Origin of the sequence: Methanorbis rubei (assembly GCF_032714495.1) — an archaeon.
Lineage (GTDB): Archaea > Halobacteriota > Methanomicrobia > Methanomicrobiales > Methanocorpusculaceae > Methanocorpusculum > Methanocorpusculum rubei.
The window spans coordinates 26138-33711 of the sequence record NZ_JAWDKB010000009.1 but is presented as its reverse complement, the minus strand read 5'-3'; the positions used below and the strand labels follow the sequence as shown (position 1 = coordinate 33711).

Annotated in this window: 7 protein-coding genes and 1 tRNA gene; 6 read left to right on the top strand and 2 right to left on the bottom strand. The window is 47.8% G+C overall.

What is annotated here, in order from left to right:
• Positions 1–701: 701 nt before the first annotated feature.
• Positions 702–1289: a hypothetical protein gene (locus McpCs1_RS09120; protein WP_338096945.1), complete on the top strand. Its 588-nt coding sequence runs from the start codon at positions 702–704 to the stop codon at positions 1287–1289.
• Positions 1290–1352: 63 nt separating this feature from the next.
• The gene (locus tag McpCs1_RS09115; protein ID WP_338096944.1) at positions 1353–1664 is read left to right on the top strand and encodes a ferritin family protein; all 312 of its coding nucleotides are present in this window, start codon (positions 1353–1355) and stop codon (positions 1662–1664) included.
• Positions 1665–1670: 6 nt separating this feature from the next.
• Here the strand turns inward: McpCs1_RS09115 and McpCs1_RS09110 are convergent, their stop codons facing one another.
• On the bottom strand, positions 1671–1904 hold the full coding sequence (locus McpCs1_RS09110; protein ID WP_338096943.1) for a hypothetical protein: 234 nt from the start codon (positions 1902–1904) through the stop codon (positions 1671–1673).
• A 112-nt stretch (positions 1905–2016) separates the two neighbouring features.
• On the opposite strand from McpCs1_RS09110, the gene McpCs1_RS09105 reads away from it, so the two are divergent.
• The 3 genes from McpCs1_RS09105 (at position 2017) to McpCs1_RS09095 (ending at position 5326) form a co-directional block, all read left to right on the top strand.
• Positions 2017–2090 (top strand) — tRNA-Thr (locus tag McpCs1_RS09105).
• 215 nt (positions 2091–2305) lie between these two features.
• Positions 2306–3547 carry a type IV pilin domain-containing protein gene (locus McpCs1_RS09100; RefSeq protein WP_338096942.1) on the top strand — a complete coding sequence of 414 codons (1242 nt, stop codon included), beginning with the start codon at positions 2306–2308 and terminating at the stop codon, positions 3545–3547.
• Between the two features lie 111 nt (positions 3548–3658).
• Positions 3659–5326, top strand: a complete 1668-nt coding sequence (locus McpCs1_RS09095) for a formate--tetrahydrofolate ligase (RefSeq protein ID WP_338096941.1) — start codon at positions 3659–3661, stop codon at positions 5324–5326.
• Between the two features lie 260 nt (positions 5327–5586).
• Here the strand turns inward: McpCs1_RS09095 and McpCs1_RS09090 are convergent, their stop codons facing one another.
• On the bottom strand, positions 5587–6447 hold the full coding sequence (locus tag McpCs1_RS09090) for a DNA adenine methylase (RefSeq protein ID WP_338096940.1): 861 nt from the start codon (positions 6445–6447) through the stop codon (positions 5587–5589).
• Between the two features lie 39 nt (positions 6448–6486).
• Here McpCs1_RS09090 and McpCs1_RS09085 point away from each other — a divergent pair, with 39 nt between their 5' ends.
• Positions 6487–7485: a PGF-CTERM sorting domain-containing protein gene (locus tag McpCs1_RS09085; protein WP_338096939.1), complete on the top strand. Its 999-nt coding sequence runs from the start codon at positions 6487–6489 to the stop codon at positions 7483–7485.
• Positions 7486–7574: the final 89 nt, after the last annotated feature.

Below are 7574 nucleotides of genomic sequence, written 5' to 3'. Positions count from 1 at the left end.
GCAGTTAAGCTCTCTTACGTCGGATACTGTACTGAGATACGCGAGTTCTCGGGAACTATTCAACGCTGCACCCCCTTCCTTTTGATTGATTGTTTTGTAATGTTTTTTTGAAGAGCGGGGAGCTTTTTCTGGTTTGTGAATTTTGTTGTTTGTGATTTTCTATCCTTGGTTTTATTCTGAGTAACCACGGAATGCACCGATCACACGGAGTTTCACGGAAAATCTAAAATGCACGGAGAACGCCTGCGGCGCCGGAATGCACGGAAATAATAAGATAACTGATAATGTCTACTCTTACTCCTTCCGTGCATTCAGTGAAGCTCCGTGTGCTCTGTGCATTCCGTGGTTGCTCCAAGCAAAACCCCAAGCAAAACCACCTATCGAATTTATTGTCCTTTGTCCCTTGTCCCCCTGTATTCGAAAGAGAAGTACCCCAAAAAATTCAGATCTTCTTCTGTCGTTTTTCGCCCGCGTTGAGTGATATTTATCTGATAAGTTCCATACATAAACAACATGACAGCGGGAGCAGTTGAATCATCTGAGATCACCGATGATGCCTGCGATTCATCTGATTTTTTTGTGGGGGACAAGGGACAAAGGACAAAACTTGCCTCGGGTCTCACTCATATTAAGTTGAATTTTTGATCAATTGATATATATCGTATTCACGACAACTCTATGTACATGCAGATTAAAACTCCGTGTTACGTCATGAACGGCAAACGCTCTCTGATTTTTTGTGGATACTCGGACTTGTTTTTCTTCTGCTGATTGTTGTAACCACAACAGGAGTTGCTGCATCCTCAACAGATAGCACCTCATGGACAGCTTCGGTTGGTGATCAATATACGGAGACCGTCGAATCGAACCGCTTCCACACCGGCTATCAGCTTCACTACACCTATCAGTCGGACGGTCAGTGGCATCCGGATACCATTATCGTATGGACTCCCAGAATACAGCAGGAAAACCCGCATACCAAATACATCGAAGCCACGTACAATGCCGGCAACAACGTTGAAAACTATCGTAAGATAGCGGAATGGACTCAAAAAGTCCGTGATGCTGACACCTCTGCCACCGCGACTCTTTCCAACAATCTCCGCTTACTACACGAAGCGATCATTCCCGGAGTCTTCGTAGACGGACCAGTAAATGCCGTCATGAAAATTTTTGGAATCATTGAAAAAACAAAAGCCGAAATCAACGTCCACAACGACTACACTCGGCAGTACATCGATAACATCTACGGATCTGCCATGATGATGGAAGACCTCCGGACCGAATAACTTTCCATTTTTTCTTTTATCTCAATCCCTACTTTTATCACAGCGAAAACAAACATACTATCCATGCCAGAATTTGGAAACCCGTTCGCAGGCCAGAAGCTTGATCGCAAACTCACTGATGCAGAACTTGTCCGTGCCATCCGTTTCATGGTCGCAGCAGAATACGAAGCAATCCAGCTCTATCACCAGCTTGCCGAATCAACCGACAACAAGCTCGCCATCGAAGTCCTCAGAGATATTGCCGACGAGGAACGCGTGCATGCAGGCGAGTTCCTCCGTCTCCTTCATGAACTTTCCCCTGATGAGGCAAAGTTCTACAAAGAAGGAGCAGACGAGGTCGAAGAAGAGATTGGAAAGATGAAGAAGCACAAATAATATTCTTCACTCTTTTTTCCGGTATTTGCCGCACAAGGTTCCGGTGTCATACCCAAGGGTTGAATCCGTGTAGTAAGCGCAGATGTCTGACGTCATGGTGCAGACAAATCCTCTCTTTGCAAAAAATTCTGCATCAGAAAGTGTTGCATCTTTTTTGAAAAATTTGCAGCCTGTCACAACCTTCCGTGTGGTATCATAGAAGTGTTTCTGTTTTGCGGTGAGATTATCGAAATCAATCATTGCTTCGCATAGATCAGGCGTCACAGAAAATAAATCCGGTGTTCGAGTACCTTATCTCTGGAAATATCGTAAACTATTATTAGTCACAAGGACTATTACTATAATCACTTTTGCTTCAGTGGCCTAGCCCGGCATAGCGGCTGATTTGTAATCAGCAGGTCGAGGGTTCAAATCCCTCCTGAAGCTTTTTGTTTTGGAGTATGGAGGCTCCAAACGTTAATTCTAATGTTTTTCATAGTTTGAGCCTTCATGTACCACTACGAAAAAACAAATAAAAGAAGATACTGCTGCATATTATTGTATTCATTTTGAGGATTTTGATGATCATGCGTCTGATTAATTGCTGTAACCAACTTGGCAAGCACATTAATAGATGTAATGTTATATCTAACAACCATATGTTGTCCTCGTCACAACGGGATGCGGGTGTCTCCCCTGTTATCGGAACAATTCTTTTGGTTGCTTTCACGGTCGTGTTAGTTGCGGTAGTTGCTTTTATTATGATGGGGCTTTCCGGCGGGATATCTGATACAAAGGATGTCGGTCTTCTGCTTGACACCTATGCGACCGGCGGCCTCGCCCCCGAACACGGCGTTGCGGTGACAGTTATGGGAGGAAAGGATGCCGGAGACATCGCCGAACTGCGCGTTTCTATTGGCGATCCTCAACTCCATTATAAGGCGAGGGGGAACACCTATGTGCCGGATCCTGTTACGGGAATTCCTTATCGCTACTTCGCTGATACTGGAACATATCTAAAACTCTATGATAATAGAACCTGGGTCATGACCAATGAACTGAACAATACCGGTGTACTGGAAAATAGACTTGTTACAGTTACCGGAAAGTTCCGCGATGCAACCGAGCAGGTACTTCTCATGAAAATGATCACCATTCCTGCAATGATTGGAGTCACCCAACAGTTCAATTGCTCCTATGTCAGGGTTCTGACCTTTACCAATACCACCGGAGTCCCTGGACATGGCCTGCTGATAACACCGATAAATGACTCTGTTACCAGTGTAACGGTGAGTCTTGAGAATATGAAAGATAGTAAGAATAATACTGTTACTATAACTGGATTAACATTTCAGAAATCCGGCAACCAGTACTTCTTCTATCTGCCAACAGCTGGTGTCTTGGATTCACCTTATCCATCCAGTCCGAATGCATCTCGCCTGATAGGGAATGCTACCGTTACCGTCACGTTGGATGGTATTCCATCATCAGCGACTGAGGTTGTTTCGGTCGATATTCCGGCACGGATTAATTTCTTTGAAGACAAATCGATAGTCTCAGGTGAATTTGGGACACCCTATCTGTATTCAGATGAATCTACCAAATATATCGTTCCGTTTACGATCACCACAAGCGCCCTCGATAAAAATGTTGACGCGATGCGCTGGTATATCAATAATGGAGGTACACAAATTGCTAATAATAGTATTTTCCACGGTAGCGGGTATGTTGATATATCGAATCGAGTCGATAAGATTGGAAATACCAGTGGGATCAATCTCACCGCATATCCGGGAGGAACACTTGACGTGTTTGCCAGAACAAAAGTGGTAGGCACAGACACCCATGTCTGGTACCGTGTCGCATCCGAATCAATCAGCACCATCCTTTCCCGCCTCCCCTAACCTTTTTTCCCACCCCAAACCATTCCCCATGTATTTATCACACCTTCCAACCATCTATACTATAACGACGGACCTGCCAGTAACCGTCATCATAGAAGGGTGAAACCATTCATGCTGTCTGATATTGAAATCGCACAAAAAGCCGATATGCACAAAATTACGGAGATTGCCGCAAAACTCGGCATCCAGCCAGACGAGCTGGAACCCTACGGCCAGTACAAAGCCAAGGTCTCTGACACCGTTGAAAAACGCCTTGCCGGTAAACCAAACGGCAAACTTATTCTCGTAACCGCCATCAACCCGACCCCGGCAGGCGAAGGAAAAACCACCACAACTGTGGGCCTCGGTCAGGCCATGGCAAAGATCGGCAAGAAAGCTGCCATCGCCCTTCGTGAACCTTCGCTTGGACCGGTCTTTGGTGTCAAAGGCGGAGCTGCGGGCGGCGGTTATTCGCAGGTTATTCCGATGGAGGACATCAACCTCCACTTCACCGGCGACATTCATGCGATCACTGCCGCAAACAATCTGCTCTGCGCAATGATCGACAACCATATCCAGCAGGGCAACGTTCTCGACATCGACACCCGCAAAATTATTTTCAAACGCTGCCTTGACATGAACGACAGGGCGCTTCGCAACCTCGTCGTCGGCATGGGCGGACCGACCAACGGTGTTCCAAGAGAGGATCACTTCATGATCACGGTCGCATCCGAAGTCATGGCAATCCTCTGCCTTGCAACCGATATCATCGATCTCAAAACTCGGCTCGGCAGGATCATCATCGGTTACAGCCGCAGCGGAAAAATTCTCTACGCAAGCGATCTCGAAGCCCAGGGAGCAATGGCCGCACTCCTCAAGGATGCCCTCAAACCAAACCTTGTTCAGACACTGGAAAACACTCCCTGCTTCATCCACGGCGGACCGTTCGCAAATATTGCTCACGGCTGCAACTCGGTCCGTGCAACCCGTCTCGCTCTCAAGATGGCAGACTACGTCATCACGGAAGCTGGTTTTGGTTCTGATCTTGGCGCAGAAAAGTTCATGGACATCAAATGCCGGTACGCAGGCCTCACTCCGAACGCAGTTGTTCTTGTGGCAACGACTCGCGCTCTGAAATACAATGGCGGAATCCCAAAGGAAAAATGCGGCGAGCCAAATGTTGCTACCATGAAGGCAGGTATGGTCAACCTCGAAGCCCATGTGGATAACCTCAAAAAGTTCGGCGTGCCGGTTGTTGTTGCGATCAACCGTTTTGCCGCTGACAGCGATGAGGAGATTGCCGCACTCAAAGAGTTCTGCACCCAAAAAGGTGTTGACATCGCACTCTCCGAGGTCTTCGCCCTCGGCGGGGCAGGAGGAGTAGACCTCGCTAACAAAGTTGTTGCAGCCTGTGAGAAACCCAACAACTTCCAATTCTTCTACGATCTTGACAAGCCGGTCAAAGATAAAATTGAAACTATTGCTACCGGTATCTACGGTGCTGCCAAAGTTGCTTACTCAGCAGCTGCCGACACCACCATCAAAGAGATCGAAGCAATGGGTTCAGGAAACCTTCCGATCTGCATCGCAAAAACCCAGTACTCACTCTCGGACGACCCGAACAAACTCGGTCGCCCGACCGGCTTCACGGTGAACGCTGCGAATGTCAGACTCTTAAACGGTGCAGGATTCATCGTTGTTGAGACCGGCGAGATCATGACCATGCCGGGCCTTCCGGCAAAACCCTCTGCATGCATGATCGACATCGATGCAAACGGCAACATCTCCGGTCTCTTCTGACCTACTTTTTTTATTTTTTTAAACGCGAATAACGCTAATAAAAAAATCGCCAATGGCGATTTTTCAAAACACAAAAACAAATTACATCCATCTAAATGAAAAAAATGTCTAAAAATAAATCATTTTAGTAATATTTCAAAAATCGCCTTTGGCGATTTTTTATTCCGCGAAGCGGCGAGCAGGCCGTAGGCATGCGATTCGCGCTATTCGCGTTTCAAAAACTCATCCAGCACACATGATTTATTCGCGGTCAACTTTTTTTATTTACCCTCGTAATTTCTCACAATAATCTCTTCGCCCCCGGCTCTTCTTGCCCCGTTGACATTAATGAGTCTGAGAACCGGCACCCGTTCAATAAAATACTCCCCGTACATCTCCAGAATTTCAGGAGCAACAGAATTTGAAAGCATTACTGAAGCTCCCGCCCGGTCTGCCTCGCGAAACATTCCAAACAGCCGCTCCTGCTCTTCAAACAGAAAGGGGCCGGTCGTGTACGAGGTAAAGTATGCCGTGCTTGAAAGCGGATGGTACGGCGGGTCCAGATACACAAAATCCCCTTTCTGAATCTTTGGCATCACTTGCCCGAAGTCGCCCTCCATCAAAACGGCCGACGTGAGCGCATCAGACATCGAAAAAATCGCGTTAGCATTGCAGAATCTCGGCGGGCGCACATACTGTCCAAACGGAATATTATACTCTCCCTTCCGGTTCACCCGCCAGAGCCCGTTGTAGCCGTGATGATTCAGATACAAAAAAAGAACTGCACGCTCAAGACATGCGTCCGTCCCCCGGATCTCGTTAAACCGATTTCGGCAGGAGAGATACGCCTCTTTGGTGTTCACAAACTCCGGGCCTGCCGCCTGTTCCACCAACTCCTCAGGGCGGTCACGGATCATTTTGTAGAGATTTATCAGTTCAGGGTTTGCATCATTTAACACCGCAGTCCCATGAATCCTCCCCAGACGCCAGAGAGATAAGTACAGAATTCCTCCGCCGACAAACGGCTCCAGATAATTGGCAAAATCCTGTGGGCAGCGTTCGGCAAGTTCGCCGATCAACTGCTTCTTACCTCCTGCCCACTTCACCACCGGACGGGGAAGAGAGGATTTTGTCACAACCATTATAATTAATGGGATGGCAAAAGGACATATATCTTGTCTATGATAAAAAAACGCTCATCATTTACCAGACGCATGATTTTCTGTGCATGCGTCCTGCTGATTCTTGCAGCCTTCGCGGCTCCGGCATCAGCTGATACCACGGTTGCGCAGGGAGATCCCTTCTATGTCAGCGGGCAGGCTCCGGGCGCCCAGCAGGTGGCTCTCTACTTCTTTGGTCCAAACTATTTCAAATACACCAAGGTTCAGGTGAACGGCGGTCTCTACAGCTACGAGCTTCAGACCACTGCCGATATGTCGCCTTCAGAGTACTACTGTGTTGTGCAGAGTCCCGGCACCGGCAGCACATTTAGTGTCGGGCCGGTTACTGTTGGCGACACGACCTACATCACGGTGAACCCGGGCAGCGGTGTTCCTGCGGACGGCAGCAGTTTTGTTGTTCAGGGACCAAACGCTCTTCAGAGTTCTCAGGCTGCCTATGCTCTTGTGAATATGATCGACAGCCCGAACATTCCTGATCTCTGCCAGACATTTACGTTCCAGATAGCGTATCCGCTGATCACCATTAATCCGATCGGTACCCAGTATATGGGAAGCTCCTTTATTATTTCGGGAACGACGAATCTTGCTGTCGGTGATGTGCTCTCTGTTGATGTAACCATTTTCAACTACTGGCCGTCGGACAAGGAGGCAGAGAATGCTGTTGATGCTTCTTCATGGTCGCAGGGAACGTCAGGTCAGACTGTTGTTCTTACCGGACCCACTTCAGGTCAGAATGTCTGGAGCTACAGTGTTGTTCCTCTGCATCCTTCTGATTATGAGGTAAGTGTTACCGGCATCAAAACAGGAGCTTCGGCAACGCAGGAATTCGTGGTTACCGACCAGACCGGACCTACCTATGTTCCGACCGCGTTTCCGACAACACTTCCCACTCTGACTCCGAGCACCGCGGCTCCGACTCCAACCCAGACGCCGGGCTTTGGGATTCTTGCGGCTGTAGGAATGCTTGGAGCGGCTCTTCTGATTACAAGAAGATCCTAATTTTTTTTATTTTATTCCTCTCACGGAAAAACGGAACCCGCGGAATTTTCAGTGAAGTTTTGGTGTGTTCCGTTTTTCCGTGGGCTGAA

Bases quoted from the DNA above. Each gene is read 5' to 3' on its own strand.
- McpCs1_RS09115 (WP_338096944.1), top strand. From the start codon at position 1,353: ATGCCAGAATTTGGAAACCCGTTCGCAGGCCAGAAGCTTGATCGCAAA.
- McpCs1_RS09110 (WP_338096943.1), bottom strand. From the start codon at position 1,904: ATGATTGATTTCGATAATCTCACCGCAAAACAGAAACACTTCTATGAT.
- McpCs1_RS09085 (WP_338096939.1), top strand. From the start codon at position 6,487: ATGATAAAAAAACGCTCATCATTTACCAGACGCATGATTTTCTGTGCA.
- McpCs1_RS09090 (WP_338096940.1), bottom strand. From the start codon at position 6,447: ATGGTTGTGACAAAATCCTCTCTTCCCCGTCCGGTGGTGAAGTGGGCA.
- McpCs1_RS09095 (WP_338096941.1), top strand. From the start codon at position 3,659: ATGCTGTCTGATATTGAAATCGCACAAAAAGCCGATATGCACAAAATT.